Origin of the sequence: Variovorax sp. J31P179, assembly GCF_030316985.1 — a bacterium.
GTDB classification, from domain to species: Bacteria; Pseudomonadota; Gammaproteobacteria; order Burkholderiales; family Burkholderiaceae_C; genus Variovorax; species Variovorax ginsengisoli_B.
In genome coordinates, this window is sequence record NZ_JASZYL010000001.1 from 481,882 (window position 1) to 504,726 (window position 22,845).

Annotated in this window: 18 protein-coding genes and 1 pseudogene; 7 read left to right on the plus strand and 12 right to left on the minus strand. The window is 66.5% G+C overall.

The window, feature by feature from the left end:
* Positions 1–1,103 precede the first annotated feature (1,103 nt).
* Positions 1,104–1,481: a hypothetical protein gene (locus QTI17_RS02335; protein ID WP_286530767.1), complete on the minus strand. Its 378-nt coding sequence runs from the start codon at positions 1,479–1,481 to the stop codon at positions 1,104–1,106.
* 1,211 nt (positions 1,482–2,692) lie between these two features.
* Entirely contained in the window at positions 2,693–2,935 is a 243-nt protein-coding gene (locus QTI17_RS02340; RefSeq protein ID WP_286530768.1) for a DUF3606 domain-containing protein, read from the minus strand.
* Between the two features lie 196 nt (positions 2,936–3,131).
* Between QTI17_RS02340 and QTI17_RS02345 the strand changes: the two genes are divergently transcribed.
* Together QTI17_RS02345 and QTI17_RS02350 are read left to right on the plus strand one after the other, a co-directional pair.
* Positions 3,132–3,749, plus strand: a complete 618-nt coding sequence (locus tag QTI17_RS02345) for a hypothetical protein (RefSeq protein ID WP_286530769.1) — start codon at positions 3,132–3,134, stop codon at positions 3,747–3,749.
* Between the two features lie 303 nt (positions 3,750–4,052).
* Positions 4,053–4,526, plus strand: coding sequence for a hypothetical protein (locus QTI17_RS02350; RefSeq protein WP_286530770.1), 474 nt, complete (start codon positions 4,053–4,055; stop codon positions 4,524–4,526).
* Between the two features lie 88 nt (positions 4,527–4,614).
* Here QTI17_RS02350 and QTI17_RS02355 read toward each other — a convergent pair whose 3' ends face one another.
* Positions 4,615–5,895 carry an IS256 family transposase gene (locus QTI17_RS02355; protein WP_286530771.1) on the minus strand — a complete coding sequence of 427 codons (1,281 nt, stop codon included), beginning with the start codon at positions 5,893–5,895 and terminating at the stop codon, positions 4,615–4,617.
* Positions 5,896–6,019: 124 nt separating this feature from the next.
* Here QTI17_RS02355 and QTI17_RS02360 point away from each other — a divergent pair, with 124 nt between their 5' ends.
* Positions 6,020–7,006, plus strand: a complete 987-nt coding sequence (locus QTI17_RS02360; RefSeq protein ID WP_286530772.1) for a hypothetical protein — start codon at positions 6,020–6,022, stop codon at positions 7,004–7,006.
* 139 nt (positions 7,007–7,145) lie between these two features.
* Here the strand turns inward: QTI17_RS02360 and paoC are convergent.
* The 3 genes and pseudogenes from paoC to paoA all read right to left on the minus strand — a co-directional run bounded on the left by paoC (position 7,146) and on the right by paoA (position 10,943).
* Positions 7,146–9,355 (minus strand): annotated as a pseudogene (paoC, locus tag QTI17_RS02365) (aldehyde oxidoreductase molybdenum-binding subunit PaoC).
* 2 nt (positions 9,356–9,357) lie between these two features.
* The gene (locus tag QTI17_RS02370) at positions 9,358–10,308 is read right to left on the minus strand and encodes an FAD binding domain-containing protein (protein WP_286530773.1); all 951 of its coding nucleotides are present in this window, start codon (positions 10,306–10,308) and stop codon (positions 9,358–9,360) included.
* Entirely contained in the window at positions 10,305–10,943 is a 639-nt protein-coding gene (gene paoA / locus QTI17_RS02375) for an aldehyde dehydrogenase iron-sulfur subunit PaoA (RefSeq protein ID WP_286530774.1), read from the minus strand. Before paoA ends, QTI17_RS02370 begins: the two co-directional genes overlap by 4 nt.
* A 248-nt stretch (positions 10,944–11,191) precedes the next feature.
* Between paoA and QTI17_RS02380 the strand changes: the two genes are divergently transcribed.
* The 3 genes from QTI17_RS02380 to QTI17_RS02390 all read left to right on the plus strand — a co-directional run bounded on the left by QTI17_RS02380 (position 11,192) and on the right by QTI17_RS02390 (position 16,488).
* On the plus strand, positions 11,192–13,978 hold the full coding sequence (locus tag QTI17_RS02380; RefSeq protein ID WP_286530775.1) for an ATP-binding protein: 2,787 nt from the start codon (positions 11,192–11,194) through the stop codon (positions 13,976–13,978).
* Between the two features lie 288 nt (positions 13,979–14,266).
* Positions 14,267–15,628: an alpha/beta fold hydrolase gene (locus tag QTI17_RS35010; protein ID WP_353506683.1), complete on the plus strand. Its 1,362-nt coding sequence runs from the start codon at positions 14,267–14,269 to the stop codon at positions 15,626–15,628.
* Positions 15,629–15,696: 68 nt separating this feature from the next.
* On the plus strand, positions 15,697–16,488 hold the full coding sequence (locus tag QTI17_RS02390) for an SDR family NAD(P)-dependent oxidoreductase (protein ID WP_286530776.1): 792 nt from the start codon (positions 15,697–15,699) through the stop codon (positions 16,486–16,488).
* Positions 16,489–16,678: 190 nt separating this feature from the next.
* Here QTI17_RS02390 and QTI17_RS02395 read toward each other — a convergent pair whose 3' ends face one another.
* From QTI17_RS02395 to QTI17_RS02405, 3 genes are all read right to left on the minus strand, one after another.
* Positions 16,679–17,353: a nitroreductase gene (locus QTI17_RS02395; RefSeq protein ID WP_286530777.1), complete on the minus strand. Its 675-nt coding sequence runs from the start codon at positions 17,351–17,353 to the stop codon at positions 16,679–16,681.
* A 3-nt stretch (positions 17,354–17,356) separates the two neighbouring features.
* The gene (locus QTI17_RS02400) at positions 17,357–18,343 is read right to left on the minus strand and encodes a tripartite tricarboxylate transporter substrate-binding protein (RefSeq protein WP_286530778.1); all 987 of its coding nucleotides are present in this window, start codon (positions 18,341–18,343) and stop codon (positions 17,357–17,359) included.
* A gap of 118 nt (positions 18,344–18,461) precedes the next feature.
* Positions 18,462–19,442, minus strand: coding sequence for a LysR family transcriptional regulator (locus tag QTI17_RS02405; RefSeq protein WP_286530779.1), 981 nt, complete (start codon positions 19,440–19,442; stop codon positions 18,462–18,464).
* A 117-nt stretch (positions 19,443–19,559) separates the two neighbouring features.
* Here QTI17_RS02405 and QTI17_RS02410 point away from each other — a divergent pair, with 117 nt between their 5' ends.
* Complete coding sequence (locus tag QTI17_RS02410; protein ID WP_353506685.1) at positions 19,560–20,372, plus strand: nitroreductase; 813 nt, start codon at positions 19,560–19,562, stop codon at positions 20,370–20,372.
* A 68-nt stretch (positions 20,373–20,440) separates the two neighbouring features.
* On the opposite strand, the gene QTI17_RS02415 is transcribed toward QTI17_RS02410, so the two are convergent.
* The 3 genes from QTI17_RS02415 to pdxR all read right to left on the minus strand — a co-directional run bounded on the left by QTI17_RS02415 (position 20,441) and on the right by pdxR (position 22,776).
* A complete protein-coding gene (locus tag QTI17_RS02415; protein WP_286531312.1) occupies positions 20,441–20,761 on the minus strand; it encodes a DMT family transporter in 321 nt (106 codons plus the stop codon).
* Between the two features lie 18 nt (positions 20,762–20,779).
* Positions 20,780–21,235, minus strand: coding sequence for a carboxymuconolactone decarboxylase family protein (locus QTI17_RS02420; RefSeq protein WP_286530780.1), 456 nt, complete (start codon positions 21,233–21,235; stop codon positions 20,780–20,782).
* Between the two features lie 116 nt (positions 21,236–21,351).
* Positions 21,352–22,776: a MocR-like pyridoxine biosynthesis transcription factor PdxR gene (gene pdxR, locus QTI17_RS02425; protein ID WP_286530781.1), complete on the minus strand. Its 1,425-nt coding sequence runs from the start codon at positions 22,774–22,776 to the stop codon at positions 21,352–21,354.
* Positions 22,777–22,845 lie beyond the last annotated feature (69 nt).

The following is a 22,845-nucleotide window of genomic DNA, read 5'->3' on the forward strand; positions in this document are numbered from 1 at the left end:
TGGTGGGTCTGGGTGTTTTGGAGGGGTCTGGGGAGCTGGGGGGATCTGGACCGTTTGGCTCGGGGCTCTCATCGAGGTCGGTTCCTGAGCTGCCCTGCTCGCGTGGATTCAAGGTTCCAACAAGGGCGTTTTCACCCGGTTTCCCCCCAAATGGCTGATAAGTGTGAGAAGTTCTGTTAACAAGTTCGGAAAATCGACCGAAAACAGCTCGAAATCAGGGCTGCGTCCAACTGCTAGAAAAGTACTTTTCACGCAGTTAACTGGCGAATTCAGGTGAGAAACGCTCGAAATCAGGCTGCGCCTAACTGCGTGAAAAGCACTTTCCACACAGTTAGTGGGCGAGCGCGGCACAGATCAAGAAAAATCGAGAGGGACCTACGCCCTTCCAGGGAACTGTGAGGAAAGTACTTTTCACGCAGTTGCCCGCACATGCTTCCAAGCCGGCAGGTGAGGTCGAACTGTGAGGAAAGCGTCTTCCTCACAGTTAGGGGCACACGCACACCCATCTCAAAGCGCCGCACAACTGTGAGAAAAGTACTTTCCTCACAGTTGGTTTGCCTGAAACCCGAACATTCGCACCGGCAGCTGACACCGAACTGCGTCAAAAGCGCTTTCCTCACGGTTGTCTGCGCGCCTGCTTCACTCGAACGACTCACCGTCCAACATCCGAACGGCTCTGGTGCCGCCAAGCCGCGGAGGAGGGCGGTCGTCGTCGCCAGGCGCGATGTTCCCGGCCACCGGAGCGGCGACCACCGCGATCTGCGGCGCTGGGACGACGGTAGGAGCAGGCGCCGGCGGGGCAGCCTCGGCTGGAGCCGGAACAGGAGCGGCCGAAACGGCGCGATCGGTTCCTGGCTCGGCCGGCGATTCGGGGAGCGCTGGGGCCGCAGCCGCGGGCAGCCCGGTCGAGGGCGATCGTCCCGGCGGAGGCGCTGAGTTCGTCGGCGAGTCCGCTGGAAACCCGAGTCGAGAGGCCGTCCTGGCGGCGCATCCGCTCCTCCATGACCATCAACCCCATTTCCATGAGTTGGCGTGCGAACATGTTTCGTTTGCGCATGCCAGGCGCGGCTTCCAAGCTTGCGAAGGCACGGAAAAGCATGGGGCTATCGTCCCGGTGGATTCGGATGCGGAAGTCCAAGGTATCGTCGCTCTTGCGGGTGCCTTTCAGCCAGGCCTTGGCCGAGCCCTTCGCCGATCAGCTGCAGGCCCTCGACGTTTCTGAAGACCGAGTGCTTGGGCACATAGATCGGCATGTCGGGCATGCGCTCGGCGATCTCTTCGGCGTAGTGCGAAGGGTGGCCACCGACCATCACGACCATGTCGATGATGTCCCACGCGCCCTTGATCCCGTTCATCATGATGCTCACCGGATCGCGCACGGCGCGGCGCGCGGCGGCCAGGATCTCCGGGTCCTTCATGTCGATGGCGCGGCCGTCGAGCTTGGCAACCTCGGGAACGTTGAGGACTCTCGGACGGTCCATCGGAAGCTCGCAGCGGCCGCCCGTACCTGGGGAAAACATCCCGCTCGGATTTTTCCCTTTCCAGCATCTATTCCCTCCGAACAGGATCCTTAGGGCCCCACGGTTCTGGCTGCGCAGCGCGTTCGCCGGCAGCCGCTTGACGTAGAGGCGGTGACCTCCAGGGCGTGACCCGCACGGTGCTCGCCTCGGCCAAGCTCGTGGTGGAGAAAGCCGCCTTGGACAGACCTCGGTGGTGGCGCTGATGAGCGTGGCGAACCAGCGCTCCAGCAAGACCGCCTGCATATTGGGCCAGCTCTGGCCGACTTCCTCTTGGCCTCCCAGGTCGGAGCCGCTGATCTCGCGGTGTTGCGAGGCGCGACCGGACCGTCGATCCGGCCAGGATTTGGAAAAGGATCCCTGGCGGGGGGGGTATCGGTTCTCAGCCAACTCCGAACTTTTCTCGCTCAAGTCTGAACCGAAGCGGGGTTCCGGTTATCGCCGCTGTCAGCCGCCGCGTGGCTGCCGAGGGAATACACCCCTCGACCGGGGCGAAATGATGGCGACCCATTTCGTCGATCAAGCCCCAGTTCGTTTGTCCGGTTCGGCGGTGCTCATGCCGAACGCCAGGCGTGGCTGACGTTGTAGGTCAGGCTCCGTCGCAGTCGTTGGCATTGGCCGACGTCGGCCGGCAGCAAGAAGAATGGAAATCATTCTCATGAATCGCCGGACCGATCTCGTTGCCGTCATCCAGGCCCTCTCCAGGGACGAAGGAGCTCGCCAGCCGAGCGCCGGCGAATGGCTGGCAGACCTGGACAGGCGGGCGAACGCAGCGACAAGCCACCCGCAGTCGGTTGTCGAGCAAATACCAGACCTCGCGCCCGACTCCCGAAAGCAAGGGGCGCCATAGCGCGGCGCTCCGATGCGACTGCGGGCCTTCGCTTCCCAAGGCGGCATGAAGGGATATCGGGCCGCCCCGTGATCCAGCGGCCGGGGCTCGCGTCGACGCGTCGGACCACCTCCGCCATGCATGGCGCCTCCCGGCAGCCGCTCAGCCGGCGCGGCCGCCACCGGAACACCACGGCGACGTAGAGATCCAGCAAGCTCAGCCGATCGCTCCGCAGGTAGCCAGGGCGCTCAAACGCATCGAGCGCATTGCATGGGAAGCCCACGAGGAAGTCGGCGCGCTGCAGCTTTTCGGGCGCCTGTCCTCATCGACTTCTCGGGGGTCATCACTACGGCCTGGCGCCGAGCTGCGCCCCCTTGCGAATTTCTTCGTTGTTCGTCGTGCTGGGCGAGCCCTTGAGATGCATCTCGACGTCGGTTGCGCGGTCGCCGACGGTCGCGACGGCCTCCTTGAGTTGGGCTTCGGATACGTCGAGCTTGTGCGCCCATTCGGCAATGGAAGCGTCGGAGTTCAGGTCGATGCTGCTCGGGCTGGTGGAATTTGGGGCGATAGGGGCGTCGTTCGCTGACATGGGACCTCCAGGGGATGGAAAAACACTCACGCTAGCGCGCGGGCGGAACGCGGCCTGTAGGTTCGTGCGGACTTGAACGTCGGCGCGCGCTGCTGCCGCTTGGGCGTTCTCCTACTCGCGCTGACTGATCTTTCTTCTGCGAGCCTGCATTCGAGGACGCGTACGCTGGCGTCCCTGCAATGGATCAGGGGGCAACATGAAGGACTGGCCGATTTCTGCCCGCGTCGCAATACTGGCGGCGCTCTTGGTTGCCGGATGCTCGGCGCCGCCGCAACGTTGGGGCGAATGGATCGACCCCGCCCTGGGACCGAACTCGGGCGTTCTGCGAGACGGCAAGGTTCTCGTGGCGTGCGACACCTTCGATTTGTCGAGCCGTGCGCAATGCCAGGACAACCTCCAGCGAGCCTTGCTGGCCAGAGGCGTCAATGCCGTCTCCGCCCCGATGGAAACCACTGCGATGAACCCGCGCGAGTGGGAGGCACAGTTGGCCGCTACCGCCAATGCCGCCGGAGCGAGGGCCGTCTTCATCCTTGGTCTGACTCCCGCAACGACTTCGATGGGTTCGGGGGTGACCGTCGGGCTGGGCGGCTTCAGTTTCGGTGGCAGCGGCGGCGCAGGAATAGGACTGAGCGCGCCGATCGGTGGCTGGGGGACGACTGGCTTTTCGGCGACCGGACGCATCACCGAGGTGCGGAGCGGTCGGATGATCTGGACGTCGACCTTCGCTGCTTCACCGTCGTCCGATTTCGGCGCACAGTTTCGAGACCTGACCCGCACCGTGCTGGACGCGGCGCAGGCCGCGGGCCTGCTTTGAGCCGACTGGTGGCGGCGCGCTACGTCAGAAGACCGCTACGACGCCGAAAGCTGCTCAGCCAGGCCGCGTTCCTGCCATTGACAGCGCGACCCTTTGCCGAGCGTTGCCGTCGACCGCCGCTGAAATGCGCAGCTCCCCCAATTGTTACCTATCGTACTATTAGTTACATTACTGGCCGTCTGCGCGATGGGCAGCCTGAATAACAAGACGAGGAGATCCACGATGAGGGTTAGGTGTTTGGCAGCCGCGCTCCCCGCGGCGCCAGGAGACGTCACGTCTTCCACGATCAGACGGCTGGCCGCGATGACGGTACTCACCGGGGTGCTGGCTGCCTGGGGCGGCGGCGGTGGCGGCGGCGGTGGTGGTGGTGGAATCCTCCCCACTGGCGGCGGCGGGACTGCGCCGCCTGCGGCGACGACCATCACGCCGCCTGGTTCGACGACGACCACGCCAACGGCGCAGACCGGCAATGTGAAAGTCAGCATTGACACTGCGACGTTGACGATGGGCTACCAAATGGGTGACACAGCTCCCGCCGCCAGCGTCGTGAACGTCGTCGCCTCGGGTGATGGACCCAACACGCTGTTCGTGAATGCAACAGGGGCCAACGGGACAACCGACCCCAACATCGAGAGCGCGAAGGGCACCGTGAGCGGAATGTCGGCGCGCGTCGTCGTGAAGCCCAAGGCCGGCCTTCCGCTCGGCGTCTACAAGGGCAGTCTGACGATCCAGTCCTGCGGGGGTGTCCGAATTTCTGTGTGTGAGGCGGTTGGTTGATTCGGTTTGACTGGTTTTTTCTCTGTCTTCAAGGCCCCTGCCAGGCCGCCGGAGGCGCCCCGGTTGAGCGATGTACTCATGCTCGACCTCATGATCTTGTGCCACCGTGCAGGGGCTGCGTGAATCGCTCTTCGTAGAGTATCGCGAACTGGTTCATGGCGTCTCGCCATTCCTTTGCCGCGCGGCCCCAATCGGCTGTGATGTTGCGCAGCGCCAGCCAGATGAGCTTGGTGGCGGCGTCGTCGCCCGGGAAGTGGCCTCGGGTCTTGATGATCTTGCGCAGCCGGCTGTGCACGCTCTCGATGGCATTGGTCGTGTAGACCACGCGACGCACGGCCGGCGGGAACGCAAAGAATGGAATCACGCGGTCCCAGGCGCGGCGCCACGACGCCGTGACGGTGGGGAACTTCTGCCCCCAAGGGCTGCGCTCGAACGCGTCCAGCGCCTCCTCGGCGGCCTCGGCGCTGGGCGCCGTGTACACCGGGCGCAGTGCTGCGGCGAGCAGCTTGCGGTCCTTCCAGCTCGCATAGTCCAGGCTGTTGCGGATCAAGTGCACGATGCACGTCTGCAGCGTGGTGGCAGGGAACACCGCGCCGAGCGCCTCCCCGATGCCCTTGAGGCCGTCGGTGACGGCAATCAGGATGTCACCCACGCCGCGCGTCTTCAGGTCGTTGAAGACCTTCATCCAGAACTTGGCACCCTCGGTGTTCTCGATCCACAGACCCAGGATGTCGCGCGTGCCGTCGGGCAGCACGCCCAGGGCCAGGTAGATGGCCTTGTTGCGCACCACGGCCTCTTCGCGGATCTTCACGCGCAGCGCGTCGAAGAAGATCACCGGGTACATCGGCTCGAGCGGGCGCGACTGCCAGGCGCCGACCTCGGCCATCACGGCGTCGGTGACCGAGCTGATGAACTCGGGGCTGACCTCGGTGCCGTATTGCTCGGCGAGGAAACCCTGGATCTCGCGCACCGTCATGCCCCGGGCGTACATGGCCACGATCTTGTCGTCGAAGCCGGTGAAGCGCCGCTCGTGCTTCGGGATCAGGACCGGCTCGAACGAGCCCTCCCGGTCGCGCGGCACCTCGATGCGCAGCGGGCCATCCTCGGTCAACACGGTCTTGCCGCTGGCGCCGTTGCGGTGGTTGCTGGCGTCTTCGGTCTTCGCTGCACCTGGCGGGTAGCCCAGGTGGTGCGACAGCTCCGCATCCAGGGCGCGCTCGATCAGCGCCTTCTTGAACGCCATCGAGGCGGCCTGGACCGCCTCGGCGCTCATGGGCCCCTTCACGAACTGGTCAATCAGTTCCTTGGGGATCGACGGCAACGCCGCCGCGGCGGCCGCTGCCGCCTTCGTCGTCTTCCTGCTTGGCATACATGCTCCTCTTTGACATGCTATGCCTCACACACAAAATTCCGGACAGGCTCAGTCCTGCCCGGACGCCGCTTGCAGCGCGAACTACGCGGGGTCTCCTTCGACAGTAACCTACACCCTGACCGTGACCCCTGCCTATACGGCGCTGGACACCAGCGCCTACGGCATGCCGAGGACGATGGTCTACGACGCGGTGCGCGGGGACATCTACGCTTCGTATCCGGCGACCTACGGCCTCATCAACATCAGCGCCATCGCGAAGTTCCATCGGACCGGCGCTGGGTGGAGCAGTTCGACTCTGTCTGTTCCGGGCTTGCAGGACATCGCGCTGACAACCGATGGCAGCGTCCTGGCCGCCACGGACATGTCCAGCAAGGTCCACCTGATTGATCCTGCGACCTTCACCATCAAGAACAGCCATGTGTCCGCAGTCGCCATTGGCGATTCGGGAAGCAGCAACGAAGTCAGCATCGCCTTCACCAATGATGACAAGCTGTGGATGCTGACGGGCACGACCAGTTGGCACGAGTTGGGCTACTTCGATCTCCGGACGCGGGCGTTCGGAGTCTCGAACCCGAGATGCACCAACTGCTCCGGCGGATCGTATTTCGCGGTGTCGGGCGACGGCTCCCGGTTGATGTTCACGCAATCAGCGTCGATCTCGCCCAGGCCGCCGATGCTCTACATGGACGCGGTCGACAACATTTTTCGCGTCAATCCGATCGGCCTGGATTTCTTCTACTGGCTGAGCAGCCTGAGCTATAGCGGAGATCGATTCCTGATGTCAGGCCAGGTGGTCTATGACCGCGCCTTCGGTACAGTGAGCCGCCTGCCTCAACCCTACACAGGTGTCAGGGCGGCGCAGATGCCGCCCGATGGCCGCCGCGCCTACATGCTGAACTACGCGGTTGAACCGGGCGATTCGGTGCCGCCGAGCGTCGATGTCTTCGACACAAGCGCCCCCGCAGGCACCCGGGTGAACGCGCCTTTGGTCGGCAGCTGCACTCTTCCTGACATGCCTAGTTGCCAGACGAGCTACTACCCGTACTACGAGTGCTCGCCCGCGGATGCGGGTGACTCCGGACGGCAACAGCCTGATCATCCGGGGTAGCCAGAAGCTGATCGTCACTCCCATTCCCAAGGCGCTGAGCGGCGTCATGCCGTGAGACGCTTCGCTGGGGCACGTGGGGCATGCGAGGTGCCGGCGAACGACCTCCTCGGGTGTCCAGGGTGCCTCGAACCGGTCGCCTTCAGGCAACCGGCGGCAGGCGGTCGATCAGCTTGTCCAGCGTGAGCGGATAGTCGCGGATGCGAACGCCGGTGGCGTTGTAGACGGCGTTCGCGATCGCCGCGCCCACGCCGCACAAGCCCAGCTCGCCGACGCCCTTGGCTTTCATCGGCGAAGAAATGGGATCGACCTCGTCGAGGAACACCACCTCCTGGTGCGGAATGTCGGCGTGCACCGGAACCTCATAGCCCGCCAGGTCGTGGTTGACGAAGAAGCCGCGCCGCTTGTCGACCGCAAGTTCCTCCATCAGGGCGGCACCCACGCCCATCGTCATCGCGCCGATGACCTGGCTGCGCGCGGAGAGCGGATTGATGATCCGGCCGGCGGCACAGACGGCGAGCATGCGCCGCACGCGGGTCTCGCCGGTATGGGCATCGACCGCCACTTCCACGAAATGCCCCGCGAAGGTCGACTGCTGGTACTTCTTGTCGAGTTCGCCATACTCGATCGAATCCTCGCCGGCCAGCCCCTGGGGGCCCGCCAGTTCCGCCAGCGGCACGACGCGTTCGCCGGCGCGCACGGTACCGTCGGCGAATACCGGCTCGCCGGGCGGCACGCCGGCCGCGGCGACCACCGCTTCGCGCAGCTTCATGCAGGCCGCGAAGACGCCGGAGGTCGAGTTGTTGCCGCCCCATTGGCCGCCGGAGCCCGAAGACTCCGGGAAGTCAGAATCGCCGAGCCGGACGACGACCTGAGACAGGGGCACGCCCATCATCTCGGCCGCCGTCTGCGCGATGATGGTGTAGGAGCCCGTGCCGATGTCGGTCATGTCGGTCTCCACGGTCACGATGCCACGGTTGTCTAGGCGCACGCGGGCGCCCGACTTGGTCAGCAGGTTGTTGCGAAAGCCCGCGGCGACGCCCATGCCGATCAGCCAGCTTCCCTCGCGCACCTGACCCGGGCGGGCGTTGCGCCGCTGCCATCCGAATCGTTCGGCACCCATGCGCAGGCACTTCACGAGCTGGCGCTGCGAGAAGGGGCGCTCGGGCTTTTCCGGGTCGACCTGCGTGTCGTTCAGCACGCGGAACTCCACCGGGTCCATGTCGAGCTTCTCCGCCATTTCGTCCATCGCGATCTCGAGGGCCATCATGCCGGGCGCCTCGCCCGGCGCGCGCAGGGCATTGCCTTCGGGCAAGTCCAGCACGGCGAGACGGGTCGCGGTCAGGCGGTTCGCACCCGCGTACAACAGCCGCGTCTGGTTGACCGCGGTCTCCGGCTGGCCACCGGGCAGATCGCCCGACCAGCCCTCGTGCGCAATGCTCGTGATCCGGCCGTCCTGATTGGCGCCGATGCGGATGCGCTGGATGGTCGCCGGTCGGTGCGTGGTGTTGTTGATCATCAGCGGGCGCTGCAACGCCACCTTCACGGGGCGGCCGGCCGCGCGGGCCCCGAGCGCCGCGAAGACCGCGTCAGCGCGCACGAACAGCTTGCCGCCAAATCCGCCACCGACAAATGACGACACCAGGCGAACGTTCTCCTTGGGAATTCCCAAGGTCTTGGCCACGTCGCCGACGCCCCAGCCGATCATCTGGTTCGACGTCCACACCGTGAGTTTGTCGCCGGCCCAGGCGGCGATGGAGGCATGCGGCTCCATCATGGCGTGGTCTGATCGGGCGTCGTGTAGATGGCGTCCAACTGCACTGGCGCCGCGGCGAACGCGCCGGCGAAGTCGCCTACGCGGGTATCCGGTGGGCCGGAGAATTCGGTGGCCTGGGGTGCCTTGGCGCCCGCCTTTTCGGCCTCCAGGTCGTACTTGCCCGGCGCGACCTCGTAGCTGATGCGCACCAGCTGCGCTGCCGCGCGGGCCTGCTCGAACGTGTTGGCCACCACCACGGCGACCGCTTGATGGTAGTGGTCGATGCCGGGCCCGCCCAGCAGCTTGGCGGTGTTGAATTCGCCCTTGCCGAGCTTGCCCGCGTTGCGCGAAGTGACGATCGCCAGCACGCCCGGCGCGGCGCGCGCCGCGCCCAGGTCCATGGAGGCGATGCGCCCCTTGGCAATGCCCGCGCCGATGACACAGCCGTATGCGGCACCGGGGGCCACGTCGTGGCGCTCGTAGGCATAGGGCGCCGTGCCGGTGGTCTTGAGCGGCCCATCCACCCGCGGCGTGGGCTTGCCCACGACCTTGAGCTGGTCGATCGGATTGGCGGTGGCGGGGGTGTCGAATTTCATGCTCAGCTCCTCGCCTGCAGCAGCGCCGCGGCGATGGTGCGTTCCGCCAGCGCCACCTTGAAGGCGTTGTCATGCGTGGGCTTGGCCTGCGCCATCAAGCGGGCGGTGGCAGCCTTGGCCCCCTCCCGCAGCGCTGCGTCGGCAGCCGGATCCCGCCAGGGCTTGGGCGCGACGCCGCCGAGCGCGAGGCGCCCGGTGCCGTCGCGCTGCACGATGGCCGCGACCGAGACCAGCGCGAACGCATAGGACGAGCGATCGCGCACCTTGCGGTAGACCTGCGTGCCGCCGGGCGGGCGCGGCAGCGTCACCGCCGTGATCAGTTCGTCGCGCCCCAGCGCGGTGTCGATGTGCGGCGTGTCGCCGGGCAGGCGATGAAAGTCCGCGATCGGGATGACCCGGGTGCGACCGTCGGAGCGCACCGTCTCGACGTTCGCATCCAGCACGCGCATGGCCACCGCCATGTCGCTCGGATGGGTGGCGATGCAGGCCTGGCTGCCGCCGACCACGGCCAACTGGCGGCTGTAGCCGCCGATGGCGCTGCAGCCGCTGCCCGGCTTGCGCTTGTTGCATGGCTGGTCGGTGTCGTAGAAATACGGACAGCGCGTGCGCTGCAGCAGATTGCCGGCGGTGGTGGCCCGGTTGCGCAGCTGGCCCGAAGCGCCCGCCATCAGTGCGCGCGACAGCACTGCATAGTCGCGCCGCACGCGCTCGTCCGACGCCAGCGCGGTGTTGCGCACCAGCGCACCGATCCTCAGCCCGCCGTCGGATGTGGCCTCGATCCTGTCGAGTGCCAGGCCGTTCACGTCGACCAGGTGGGCCGGCGCCTCGATCTGCAGCTTCATCAGGTCCAGCAGGTTGGTGCCGCCGGCGATGAACTTCGCGGCCGGATCGCGCGTCACCGCGGCGGCCGCCTCGGCGGGTGAACGGGCGCGTTCGTAGGTGAATGGCTTCATGTTCGCACCCCTTCGGTCTCGGAGATCGCGTCGAGGATGTTCGAGTACGCGCCGCAACGGCAGAGGTTGCCGCTCATGCGCTCTCGCAGCTCTTCGGCCGACAGCATCGGCTTGGCGTTCAGATCCGCGGTGACGTGGCTCGGGACGCCGCGGCGGATCTCGTCCAGCGCACCGACCGCGGAGCAGATCTGACCCGGCGTGCAATAGCCGCACTGGTAGCCGTCGTGCTTGACGAACGCGGCCTGGAGCGGATGCATGCGCGATGGGGTTCCCAGGCCTTCGATGGTCGTGACCTTCGCGCCGTCGTTCATCACGACCAACGTCAGGCATGCGTTGATCCGCTCGCCGTTCACGAGCACGGTGCAGGCGCCGCATTGGCCATGGTCACAGCCCTTTTTCGTCCCCGTGAGGTGAAGGTGCTCACGCAGCGCATCGAGAAGGGTGGTTCGGTTGTCGAGTTCGAGGGCATGGGCCGTGCCGTTCACCTCGAGCGAGACGCGCGAGGAAGGCACCGTGCCGGGCGGTCCCGACACAGGCGAAGTGGCTGCCTCGGTGGGGGCGGAGGCCCACGCCGCCGATGCCGCACCGGCGATCAGGAGGTCGCGGCGGGAAAGGGACAGATCGGGTTTGTCCATTGGAGATCCTTGCAAAGGAGAGCGCGAACGGTCGACTATGCGGGCGATCGTGCGATGCCATGTAGGTATCTGCCGCATGCCTCCGCCAGCGACGTCCCGCCTGGCAGTCGCCCCTCACCGGGGCGGGTCGGTCGACGTGAATATCACGGAGCCGCCACCGTTGAAGAGCATCCGGCCGAACTGCCGGCTGGCGCGGCGCCAGGGCGAGCGCTAGACTGGCGACGCCCTGCAACCCCCCATCCACGCTCATGCCCTTGCCAGTCGAGTCGGTCCCGTGTGACTTCGCGTTCGGACCGTTTCGCCTCCTGAAGGACCAGCGTCGGCTGCTGGACGGTGCGACGCCGGTTCGATTGGGCAGCAGGGCCTTCGACCTGCTCACGGCGCTCATCGAGCGCGCCGGAGAAATCGTCAGCCGCCGCGACCTCGAAGCGCGGGCCTGGCCCGGCACCGTCGTCGAGGAAACCAGCTTGCGCGTGCACATGTCGTCGCTGCGCCGCGCGATCGGCGACGGCCAGGGCGGTGCCCGCTACATCGAGAACGTTCCGGGCCGCGGTTACTGCTTCGTCGGCACAGTGGCGCGCGGTGACTCCGCGGTTGCGGTCTCGCCCGTCGTCAGGCCCACACGCGCGACCTTGCCACGCCCGTCGCGGATGATCGGCCGCGCAGAGGCGCTTGCCACGCTCGAAGACCAGCTTCAGGTGCACCGCCTGCTGACCATCGCCGGCCCCGGCGGCATCGGCAAGACGACGCTGGCACTGGCACTGGCCAACGAATGCGCCAGCCGCTATCGACAGGGGGTCGTTTTCGTCGACCTGACGCCCATCGCCGAGGGCAGCCTCGTGGCCGCGACGCTGGCGAGCGCGCTGGATGTCCCGTTCGCTGCGCAGGAACCGCTCGCGTCGTTGATGCAATCGCTCGCCCAGACGGATGTCCTCGTCGTGCTCGACAACTGCGAACACGTGATCGATGCGGTGGCCGGGTTGGTGGGTGCTCTTCTCGCGGAAACGACCGCCAGCATCCTGGCCACCAGCCGCGAGCCACTGGACGTCGACGGCGAACGGACCTACCGGATCGCGCCGCTCGCACTGCCGTCCATGGACGGCCCCCTGGACATCGATCGCGCGATGCAATCCGCCGCTGTCGAGCTGTTCGTCGAACGGGCGGCGATGGGTGGCCTCCCGTTCGCGCTCACCGACGACAACGTGCGCGACGTCTGCGCGCTCACCTGCCAGCTGGATGGGCTGCCACTGGCCGTCGAGCTGGTCGCCGCCCGGGTCGCGAGTCTGGGCGTGGTCGAGCTCAAATCGCGCGTCGGCGACCATCTGTCGCTCCTCTTTCGCGGCCGGCGTTCGACCGCGCCGCGGCATCAGACGCTTGCGGCCATGCTGGATTGGAGCTATCAGCTGCTGTCCACGCCCGAGCAGATCGTGTTGCGACGCCTGTCGGTCTTCCGAAGTGCGTTCGGCCTGGACGCCGCATGCAGCGTGGCGAGCGGCGACCGGATCACGCGGGAGGACGTGCTGGAGTCGCTCGTGAGCCTGACCAGCAAATCGCTGGTCAGCGTCGACTTGGCCCGAGGCCTTGCCAGCTACCGGCTGCTCGACACGACCCGCGCTTTCGCGACGCGCAAGCTGCGCGAAGCAGAACCGGTGAATCCGGTCTTCAGGCGCCACGCGCTGGAGGTGCACGACAAGCTGGTGGCCGCGGACACCGGGCGCGACGGCATGCTGCTGGCGGCCTCGCTGACCGAACATGGCGGGCACATCGAGGACGTCCGGGCCGCGCTGGACTGGTGTTTCTCCGAGGGTGGCGAGCTTCAGATCGGCATCGAGATCATGGCCTTCGCGATGCCGATCCATGAACTCGGCGTGCTCGCCGAACAGGTCGACCGCATCGAGCGGGCGCTCAACCACCTTCGGCTGCTGGACCCGCCGAGACCCGATCTGGAATTGCGATTGAACCTGGTGCTGGCGTGGCCCAGCGTCGAGCCGGGCTGGCGCGGGCAACGCACGCTCGCGATCCTGTCGCGCGCGGCCCAGCTCGCCGAGCGCATGGCCGACTCGGCCTCGCGGATCCTCGCCCTCTACAGCACGTGGCTGGGCAGTTTCGTGACCGGCGACTACGTGGGCGCGACGGCCGCCGCCGAGTCCGCACTGGAAGTGGCACGTCACGCCGAGGACGAGGCGGGCATGGTGCTGGCGGAGCGGCTGCTGGCGCAATGCCGACATTTCATGGGCGACCATGCCGCATCGCGCCGCTACGCCGAGCTCACGCTGGCCCGCGACGCGTACCGCTCGCCACCCGGGTATCCGAGCATCGTCCCACGCCGCATTTCGATGCGGATCCTGCTGGCCCGCATGCAGTGGATCGAAGGCCGGCCGGACAGTGCGTCGCGCACCATCGAAGAGTGCCTGGCGATGACCGGCGACGCCCATCACCACGCCCTGCTGCAAACGCTCGCCATGGGGGCGATCCCGCTGGCTTTCTGGCGTGGCGAGCAGGCGCTTGCGGAGTCCCTCGTGAAGCGGTTGGTCACGACGTCGCGCAAGAGCCATTCGCCGTACTGGGAATCGTGGGGACATTCGTTCGAGGCGGTCCTGGAGGTCGCACGCGACGGCTCGGGCGACTCCCTGCGGATGCCCTTCGCCCAGACCATCAACGCGAAGGAGTTGGACTGCATCGCCAGCGTGGCCGATCGATGGCACCACGCGGTCAGCCTGGATCGCGTGGCCGCCGGTGCGTGCGGCTGGTGCGCCCCGGAGATCCTGCGCAAGCACGGCGAGTACCTGTTGCTGCGCGCCGACGCCGCCGCCGGCGAAGCCGCAGAGCGCGAATTCAGGCGCGCGATGGACCTCGCGAGGCGCCAGGGCGCCCTGGCTTGGGAGCTGCGCGGCGCCATGAGCCTGGCCCGCTCGTGGATCGGACAAGGGCGCTTCGCCGAGGCGCGTGAATTGGTCGCCCCCCTGTACGGCCGCTTCGACGAAGGCCTGGAGACGGCCGACCTGCGCGCCGCGCGCGCCATCGTCTCCGCCTAGGCCGTACGGCGCGAGCGCCGGGCGCTTCGCGTCGGATCACGGAAATTCACGCAACTTCACTGGTCATCCTCGGCCCGATCACCGATTCTGCTCACCGGACGCTGCATGCCGCCGCGTCGGGTCGATCTGGTCGAGGAGCGTCGAGCATGAACAAGAGCATGACCGTGGAGGTGTGCCAGGTCGATCCGATCGTGGCGGCGGCCTTCCGTGCGATTGCGGACGGCTGAAGCCGGCCGGCGCTTCTGCTTCTTCTTCTTGACATCCCCCTCAACTTCTCGGAGAGATCACATGCCATTCCAGCCTGCACTTCAGGCGTCGCCGCTTCACTGGCTGCGCTATTGCTTCTGCGCCCTTGTCGTTGCGCTGGCGGCACACGCCGCACCGGCAGCGGCAGCCGTTCAGGCCTACCCGCCGACGTTCAGGGCCCAGCAGATGGCGGTCAGCGGCGGCACGCAGTTCGTGCGCATCGGGGGCGCCGGCCCGGCGGTGGTCTTGCTGCACGGCTTCGGCGACACGGGCGACATGTGGCAGCCACTCGCGGTGCTCCTCGCGAAGACACACACCGTCGTGGTTCCGGACCTTCGCGGCATGGGACTGTCGTCGCATCCGGAGGACGGGTACACGAAAGTGGCCCAGGCACACGACCTGATCGCGATCCTGGATCAACTCCAGATCGGCGAGTTCACGCTCGTGACGCACGACATCGGCAACATGGTGGGCTATGCGACGGCGGCCCAGAATCCGACGCGGGTCAACGCCTGGGCCATCATGGATGCGCCCCTGCCCGGTCTGGGAAGCTGGGACAAGCAGTTGACGAATCCCAAGGTCTGGCACTTCAACTTCCGCGGGCCCGATGTCGAGCGCCTCGTCGCGGGCCGCGAGCGCATCCTGCTGGATCGGTTCTACAACGAGTTGTCGGCGAATCCGGCCCGCATCGACGAGCCGACGCGGCGCCACTATGCCCGCCTCTATGCCAGGCCGGGTGCGATCCACAACGCGTTCGGCGGCCAGTTCGCCGCGTTCGCGACCGATGCGGTCGACAACCAGGCGCTGTTCGCGAAGACCGGCAAGCTGCCGATGCCCATTCTCGCGATCGGTGGCGATCACTCGTACGGCGCCTCGCTGGCCGCAGAGCTCGATACGGTGGCCAGCAACGTGCGCGGCGCCGTCATCACGAACTCGGGACACTGGATCATGGAAGAGCAGCCTGACCAGGCGCTGGCACTGCTCGTCCCGTTCGTCGTCTCTGCGCCGACGCAGGCGTCGCAGAAGCGACTCACGTCGAGCGAGATCGATGCGTTGCCGGCGCGGGTCGCGGGAGCGGGGACCTCGGGCCTGCCCGGCGTCTCGACGCGGGTGCTCCATGGTGATCCGGCGGCCCACGGGCTCTACAGCATTGAATTGTCGGTCCCGCCGAACACGGTGATCGAGGCCCACCGTCACCGGGACGACCGGACCGCCACGGTCGTGGCTGGTCTCTGGTATTTCGGCTACGGCACCGCGAACGACCCGGCCATCATCAAGTCGTTGCCGTCGGGGAGCTTCTATACCGAGCCCGGGGGCGTCGCGCATTTCGCCCGAACCGGTGCGGAGGGTGCGACTGTGGTCATCACGGGCTACGGGCCCTCGGACACCGACTACGTCAAATAGGGGCGCCTGCCAGCGCCTTGCGCCCCCCCGACAGCGGTTTCCCCCTCGAACGAACAAGGAGCATCGACATGAACCTGCAACTCGATGGCAAGTTGGCGCTGGTGAGCGGCAGCACGGCCGGCATCGGCTACGCGATCGCGCGCACGCTGGCCGAGGAGGGCGCGAGCGTCGTCGTCAACGGCAGGACCCAGGCCGGGGTCGACGAGGCGGTCGACCGCATCCGCGCCGAGACGCACGGCACGGTCCACGGGCTGGTCGCCGACCTCGGCCGTGCCGAGGCGGCCCAGGAGGCCGTGCGGCGCCACGCCGGCATCGCAATCCTGGTCAACAACCTCGGCATCTTCGAGCCCGAGGCCTTCGAGGACATTCCCGACGAAGACTGGCAGCGATTCTTCGACGTCAACGTCCTGAGCGGCGTCCGGCTCGCGCGCCTGGTTCTGCCCGAGATGAGGCGCGCCAACTGGGGGCGGATCATCTTCATCTCCAGCGAAAGCGCGGTGCAGATACCGACCGAAATGATCCACTACGGCATGACGAAGACCGCGCAACTCGCTGTGTCGCGCGGACTGGCGGAATCGGTCGCCGGCACGGGCATCACGGTCAACAGCGTACTGCCCGGCCCGACCAGATCACGCGGGGTCGGCGACTTCGTCGAAGGGATGGCACGCTCCAGCGACAAGAGTTTCGAGCAGGTCGAGGCGGAGTTCTTCGATCGCGTTCGGCCGACCTCGCTGATCAAGCGCTTCGCGGCACCGCAGGAAGTCGCCTCGCTCGTGGCCTACGTCGTCAGTCCGCTGGCGTCGGCGACCACGGGGGCGGCCCTGCGTGTCGACGGGGGCGTGATCAAGAGCGCGTTCTGACGAGAGCCCGATCCATTCCAGCTGGCTCGCCGCCTCGCGATGGCTGGCCAAATTCGCATGCTCGACGTCGAGACGCCGGGATTGGTGATGCCTGATGCCCGTATCGGTCTTCTCGCCGGCGGGGAGGGTGGCGTCGATGGGGATCGACACGTTGTGCACAGCACTTCGGGCGATCGCTGCCGCGAAGGCGTCAGGGAAAGCCGACGAGCTGCGCGAATTCGAGCGCGCTCGCTCGCGGCATGCGGACCTGGTTCACAGGTGCCGTGCTCTGCGCGAAGCCCATGGACATCCCGCAGGCCGTCACGTGCTGCGGCGCCATGCGCAGGTGCGACGCGATCACGGGATGAAAGCGCGCGAACGAGACCTGCGGGCAGGTGGCCAGCCCACGCGCACCCGCGGCGATCATCACGCCTTGCACGAACAGCCCCAAGTCCAGCCAGCTGTGTGCCGTCAGCCGCGAGTCGATGCTGAAGATGAGGCCGACGGGTGCGCCAAAGAAGTGGAAGTTCCGCTCGGTCTGCGCTGACCGGGCCGCGGCATCCTGCCGGTCGATGCCCAGGCACCCGTAGTAGCGGGCCGCGAAGTCCGCCTGACGTGCACCGAACTCTACCGGGAGCGGATCCGGGAAATGGGAGGAGGGCGGCAGAAGGTCCTCGCGGAAGCTCTTGACCAGCGCATCCCCCAGTTCGCGCATGGGTGCGCCAGCCAGCACATGCACGCGCCACGGCTGAGTGTTCGAGTTGCTGGGTGCGGTGGCAGCGCAGTCGAGGATGTCGAGCACCGCTTGCGCGGACACGGGGTCCGGTTTGTAGGCGCGCGTCGACCGACGCGATCGCAGGATCTGGTCCACGCAGTGGGTGAACATGTCTCACTCCTCGGAGCGGAACCCGGAGGCGCGAACGATGGGCGCCCAGAATTCCCGTTCGCGCTGAAGCTGCTTCGCGTAGTCCTGCGGCGCGAGCGTCAGCGGCTCGAGGCCGACCTGCTCGAAGGCCGTGCGCAGCGCAGGGTCCTTGGTTGCAGCCACCATCGCCGTGTGCAGCGCCTCGATGGTGCCTTCAGGCGTGCCGGGGGGCGCGAAGATCCCGTAGGTCTCGACGCCGCGAACCTTCGGGAACCCCTGCTCTGTGAAGGTCGCCACCTTGGGCAGGAAGGGCGTGCGCTTGTCGCCGGTGACGCCCAGGATACGGATACGTCCTTGCTGCAGGTAGGGCAGGAAATCCGCAACGAAGCCGAAGTAGGCCGGGATCTGTCCTCCGATCAGGTCCTGCATGGCAGGGGCGGACCCGCGGTATCCGACGTGCTGCAGCTTCAGCCCTGCCGCATCGGAAAACTGATACCCCAGGAAATGCGCAAAGGAGCCGGCAGCCGGGGAGGCATAGCTGGCGGCGTCCGGCGCGCGGCGGACCCAGTCGACATACGTCTTCACGTCGACAACGCCGGCAGGCGCGGTGCTGCTGACTGCGAACGCACAGGTGGCGGCGACCAGCGGTGACACGGGCTGAAGGTCCGCTGCCGGGTCGTACATGAGTCGCGAATACACGTGCGGGTAGATGGTCAGCGCGGAGGTGTGCGTGCAAAGAAGCGTGCCACCGTCGGGCCGTTCGCGCTTGAGCTGGCTGCTGGCGATGCGCCCGGCCGCACCCACCCGGTTGTCGACGATGTACTGGCGCCCCTGCTTGCGCCAGGCTTCCGCCAGTTGGCGTGCGGTCGTGTCGAGGGTGCCTCCGGCCGGATAGCCCACGAGAAGCTTGCCGACGCCGGCCATGGCCTGCGAGAACGAGGGCGGGAGCCAGCTCGCTGCCGGCACTGTCAAGGCGATACGCGCAAATGCGCGACGGTTCATTGCGTTCATTCTGCACCCCACACGGTTGGACGATTCGAAGTGGCGGAATGATGGTGGCCAGACGGGCCGAAGGGAACTGAAGTCTTTGCAAGGGCAAGATGCACGCCGTGCACTTGGGCGGCGCCAGCTAGCCCAGGGCCTCCTCGGTCAGCCGCGCTGCGTTGTCCACCATCTCGCGCAGCCAGCTGTGTCCCACGTCATGCTCGTCCCGGCGATGCCAGACTGCGCGGATGGTCGAGGTCCCCGCCGGGTAGGGAGGAGGGCGGCGCAGCAAGTCGCCGTGCTTTGCCAGCGCAACAGCAAGCGACGCGGGCACGATGGACAGCATGTCGGTCTCGCGAAGGAGTTCCGGTATCGCCAGCGAGTGCGGGACGGTCACGCGCGTGCGGGGAACCTCGCTCAATTCGCGCAGGGCCTCTTCGAGCGCCTGCCGATCGAACATCTCGGACTGGCGTGCGAGGCCGCGCTCCAGGATGAAGCCTCCCACCGCCCCTTCCTCCTGGCCCCCCACCGAGAGGGTGACCAGCGGGAACTTCGCCATGTCGCGCATGGTGAGCTTGCGGCGCGAGGCAGGGTGCCCCTTGCGCATCAGGATGGTTTCGCCCTGGGACATCAGCGTGCGCGCGTTCAGGCGGCTGGGCACCTGGGCGAAGATGCCGATGGCGAGGTCGATGCGTCCCAGATCGATCTGCTCTGCCAGGTCGAGCCGGGTAGAGGGCCGGATCACGAGGTCCACGCCGGGCGCCACCTGCTCGAGCGCGCGGGACAGCGGGGCGATGATCACGGCGGTGAGATGGTCGTTCGCCGCGATCACGAAGCGCCGCTTCGACTCCTGCGCAGAGAAAGGCTCCACGCCCAGCGTGGCCTGGATCTGGCGCAGCGCATCGCGCAGGGCTGGCGCCATGGCGGCAGCTCGCCCGGTGGGAACCATGCCCTTGCCCGTGCGCACGAAGAGCTCGTCGCCCACCAGTTCGCGCAGCCTCCCCAGTGCGTGGCTCACCGCGGACTGGGTCAGGTTCAGCCGCTTGCCCGCGACGACCAGGTTGCGCTCTTCGTAGATCGCATCGAAGACCTTGAGAAGGTTGAGGTCCATGCGGCCAAAGCTCATCTGGCGCTCTCCCGGTAAATTGAACGGCATGCATTATGAGCTTGCAGAAGCATCAGTTCCCTTCAGTGTGATCGCGGCCGATGATTGCCTTCAGATCATCGCGAGAGCGCACACACCATGACCACCGAGACCTTTATCCGAGACCGCGAAGCGCTGATCGAGCGCTCGGCTTCCTTCCTTGAGGAAGTGAAGGACGTGACCGCAGGCACAGCCGTCGCGATGGACAATTCAGTCAGTCAACGGGCGCAGGAGGCCATCGCGCAATGCGTGTCGAGCGTCGTGCGCTCCCGTCGCGCCACCCGCGCCTTCAAGCCGCTGCCGCTCGATCGCCAACTGGTCGAAGGCATCCTGGAGGATGCCGCGACGGCGCCCAGCGGGGCCAACATCCAGCCCTGGCGCGTCTACGTGGTCAGTGGCAGCGCCAAGGACGAACTGGCCGATGCGATGCTGGCGGCCTCTCGCGCAGGCTCCGTGCCGGCGCCCGCGCACTTCCCCGATCCGTTGCCGGAGGTGTTCCGCGCCCGCCTGCAGGATTTCGGCGCGCGCTACTACGCGTCCCTCGGCATCGATCGGAACGACGCACCCGCACGCACACGCCAGTCCGAACGCAACCTCTCGTTCTTCGGGGCGCCCGTTGGCCTTCTCTTCAGCATCGACCGTCGCCTGAAACCTCACAGCTGGATCGACCTGGGTCTGTTCGCGCAGAACGTGATGATCGCCGCGAAGGCGCGAGGCATCGACACCTGCCCGCAAGTGTCCTTCGCGCCCTTCCACGAGGTCATCGCGTCCCACCTGGAGATGGCCCCGGAGGAAGTGACGGCCTTCGGCATGTCCATGGGGTACGGCGACCCTGACGCGAAGGTCAACCGGGCGCCGATGCCACGCGAGTCTGTCCGTGGTTTTGCACGGCTGGTTGGCTTCCCGGAGTGAACTTCCGCGCGAGGCGCGGTCAATCGAGATGTCGAGGGCACTTTGCTGGAACCTTTCGAACGGTCGAATCATTCCGGCGTAACCAGCTTGAGCCCGATGACGCCTGCCAGGATCAGTCCAACACACAGGACCCGCATCGGCGCCGCAGAGTCGCCCAGCACCAGGATTCCCACGATCGCGGTGCCAGCCGCGCCGATGCCGGTCCATACCGCATAGCCGGTCCCCATGGGTAGCGTGCGCATCGACAGTGACAGAAGAAAGACACTCGTCAGGCCCGAGCCAACCGTGAAGAGCGCAGGCATCACCTTGGTGAAGCCGTGGGATGCCTTCATGCTGAATGCGAAGGCGATCTCGAGGATTCCCGCAATACAAAGTAGTGTCCATGCCATGGTTGCCAAGCCCACTCGTCAGGCAGCGGCAGCGGCGGCCGGGGTCGAGCGGAACGCGATCCCGAATCGATTGAAGGCGTTCATCAAACCTATGGCGTAGGTGAGCACGGCGAGTTCGTTGTCGCTGAATTCGTCCGCTGCAGCCTGGTACTCGGAATCAGGAGCGCCGGTCTCGGCGACGCGTGTGACGGTTTCAGCCCATGCAAGTGCGGCGCGTTCGCGGCTGCTGAACACCTCGATCGCGTCGCGCCAGACGGGAACCAGCACCAGCTTCTCGACTGCCAGGCCCGTCTTGAGCAAGTCTCGGGAATGCATGTCGATGCAGTAGGCACAGCCGTTGATCTGCGAGACGCGCAGGTACACGAGGTCGATCAGCGCTTTTGGCAGGCTGCTTCTCTGAAGCGTTGCGTAGACGCCGCCGAATGCCTTGTAGCCTTCGGGTGCTGCCTTGGAATAGTCAATGCGATGAGTCATGAAGAATCCTTTCAGTTGAAGGATCCGATGATGCGCGGCCTTGGTCTATGCCAAAAGGGCCAAGAATGGCCTTGCGTACTGGGCCATGATCCATGCACGACAGCGCTCGATTGTCACTATGGACGAAGCCGCGCCAGGATGCGCAGGGCAAGCTTCTCGGCAGTCCGCTGCGAGTCGATGTTCGTGAAGTTGAGCAGCACGGCCGAGGGTCCGCTTCCACGCGCCATCCAGTCCGTCAGTGCCTCCCCGTACAGGCCATCTTCCCGCATGCGAGCCACCACCCCTCGGTCTGAACGTCTGCCACGAAGTCGCAGCACCAGGTGCATGCCACCCGGCTGCGGGTCGATGTTCAGGTACTTCCCCAGCACGCCTTCGAGGCCCGCGGCTGTCGCCTCTCTGCGCTCTGCGTAGAGCTTGCGCATCCGCTGGATGTGCCGTGCGAAGTGTCCTTCTTCCATGAAGTCGCTCACCAGTGACTGGGTGAACCCCGAACTGCTGCCGGCAAACGCATGGCTGATCTGCTCGAACCGTTCGACGAGCGCATTCGGTACCACGAGGTAGGCGAGACGCAGACTGGGAAACAGCACCTTGCTGAACGTTCCCGCGTAGAGAACTCGACCGTCACGATCGAGGCCCTTGAGCGCGGGCAGCGGGCGGCTGGCATAGCGGTACTCGCCATCGTAGTCGTCTTCGATGATCCATGCCTTGCTGGCCGAGGCCCACTCGAGCAGCGCCAGGCGCCGAGGCAGCGACAAGGATACGCACAGCGGGCTTTGGTGCGCCGGCGTGACGACAGCCGCACGGGCGCCGGGGGCGGCCTTGATTCCATGCGCAACGACCATGCCCTCGCCGTCCACCGGCACCTGCACTGCCTTGATGTGCATGTGGGCCAGAACGTCCCGTGTGGGCGGATAGCCCGGGTCTTCGAGCCACACGCGGTCTTGCGCCTTCAGCAGCGCATGGGCGATGAGCGCGATCGTGTGGCGGTATCCGGACGTCACGAAGACTTGCGACGGGGAACAGTCGATGCCCCGGGCGACCTGCAGATACGCGGCGATCTGGGCTCGAAGCCGGTCGAGTCCGAACACGGAGGGATGGGCCATGTCGGCGGGCTGCATGGATCGCACGGATCGCGCTCCCAGGCGCGCCCAGATCTTCCGGGGAAAGGCATCGAGGGCGGGCAGGCCCATCTGGAATGGCAGGACCGAGTCCGGTCTGAAACTGGGTGGCGCGATGGCCTGCGCGCGCGTCGGCGCACTGGGGGCCCTGGCTCGCAGCTTGAGCCCGGGCGTCACGATCGTGCCCGCCTGGCCCCGGGCCTGGATGTACCCCTCTGCCGCAAGCAGCGAATACGCGGCCTCGATGGTGCCCCTGGCCAAGCCCAGCTCCTGGGTCAGCGCCCTCGCCGAGGGAATGCGGTCGCCAGGCTTGAGGACGCCACTCGCGATGGCGCCAAGAATGCGCCCGTAGATCTGCCGGTAATACGGCTGGGCCGCAGTCTGGTCCAGGGACAAGCCCAGTTTGGTTGTTTCGCGTTTCATGGCAGGCCAGGATCGCACGGATCATGGCCCAGTCGCAATGCTATTTCATGGCTCTTTTGTCAGGGCCAT